Raw genomic sequence first — 1,567 nt, 5'->3', positions numbered from 1 at the left:
TATGAAGACCACCTAAATCTGTAGGAATATTTGCTGCAGTTGGGCTAACAGGTTTTGATTCAGATACTTTTTTATTAAAAAGCCATGGTGTTTTTGGCTCATTTTGGATACCTTCAGTACGTTTAGCAATATTTTGTTTGAGCCAAAATAAAATAGCGATTCCAATGACTAAAATAGTAATAACGACGTAATAACTTTGTTCAAATTCATTATCTGCTTTAGTTGGGAGTTCTTTTAAGGCTGTTTCATCGATAGGTTGAGGTCTTTCTTCTTTAACATCGGGTATGGGATTCATAAAACGAAGGCGTAAACCGTAAGAATCGGAGGTTTTAGAAGCTTGCATAATTACATCGGAAGAAACTTTTGCCACGATTTCAATATTTTCACCCTGAGGTGCTATAGTAAGTTTAGTTAAATATTTTGAGTTGACATCTTTGATTTTTGGTGTTTCAATTGATGCTTCTTCGAGTTTGATAACGACGCTGTCGCCTTGTTTATTCTGGCGGAGTACCCCTTCATACGGAGTGTCAAAAGTTAACATTACATCAACACGATCATTTCGATCGTAGACGTTATAACTTAGAACTTTCGCTCCCCATAAAAATGCAGGGATAAGTAAAAAAAGCAGTATAGTTCTCATAGTCTCTCTTTTGAAAGGTAATAAAGTACAGCACTTGAGTCAAGTACTTCATTAATACGTATTGCTAAATTTTTTTCATATACCATGACTTCTCCTTTACCGATAATACGTCGGTTTACATACGACTCGACACTTTCGCCCGCCGGTTTGCCTAGATCGATTACAGACCCTTTTTCGAGTTTTAAAATCTCTCTGAGCGTTAATGTTGTTTGTCCCAAATCGGCAACAAATTCTACTTCCATATCAAGAAGACCTTCATAATCCATCCATGACAGTTCTTTTAGAGAATCAAAAGGGCGTTCATGCGGTAGTAAAGATTCTGTTGTTATGAGTGTCTCATCCATCGTTTAGAGCCTTTGTAATGCGAGTATCATGGTGCCATTTTTAACATCTAGATGTTGTACATATTCCATGCTTTCTATTAAAATAGTATTTGAAACAAAAAATGGTGTCAAAATGGCGAAAGATATATCATATGACTCTTTGGCTAATATTTTTGCACTTCCAACAATCATATTTGTTGTTTCCAATAACATATCGATAATTGTTTGTTCATCACTATTATTTTCACCTAAAAATATTTCTACAATAGTTTGTATGAGAACATCATCGCAACCTACATAAACCCTATGTCTGTTACTATTTTGTACGTCAATATCGATATAAGCAAAAAACGTTCTCTTTTTAGATGCTTTTACTGTTTGTTTGAACGGAAGATGTAATTGGTGTTGACAAAAGTTTTCAGCTGCTTGGATAATGATAGATAGCATAGTATTCTCATTTCGGGTCAAGGTTGAGCGTTGATTATAGCGTAAATTCAATTGATCTAAAAGAGGTTTATTGAAGCACATAGGGGGTATAATCGCGCGATATAAATTGAGGTAATAAAAAAATGAGTTTTGAATTAGCCTTTTTAGGGATTGGAGT

Annotated in this window: 3 protein-coding genes; all 3 read right to left on the bottom strand. The window is 34.7% G+C overall.

The window, feature by feature from the left end; all coding sequences use genetic code 11:
- The coding region (locus WA010_RS13005) for a hypothetical protein (protein ID WP_422557543.1) at positions 1–640 on the bottom strand (640 nt) is incomplete at its 3' end.
- Positions 637–984 carry a flagellar motor switch protein FliN gene (fliN, locus tag WA010_RS13000; protein WP_422557542.1) on the bottom strand — a complete coding sequence of 116 codons (348 nt, stop codon included), beginning with the start codon at positions 982–984 and terminating at the stop codon, positions 637–639. The genes fliN and WA010_RS13005, both read right to left, overlap by 4 nt.
- Before the next feature lie 3 nt (positions 985–987).
- Positions 988–1,567 (bottom strand): chemotaxis protein CheX (locus tag WA010_RS12995; RefSeq protein ID WP_422557541.1); only part of this gene is annotated, 580 nt, incomplete at its 5' end.

Origin of the sequence: Sulfuricurvum sp., from assembly GCF_049305995.1 — a bacterium.
Taxonomy (GTDB): domain Bacteria; phylum Campylobacterota; class Campylobacteria; order Campylobacterales; family Sulfurimonadaceae; genus Sulfuricurvum.
Note: the sequence above shows the minus strand (reverse complement) of the source record. Positions and strands in the feature narration are given on the sequence as shown.

Excerpts from the sequence above, each read along its gene's own strand:
- fliN (WP_422557542.1), bottom strand. The coding sequence starts at position 984 with ATGGATGAGACACTCATAACAACAGAATCTTTACTACCGCATGAACGC.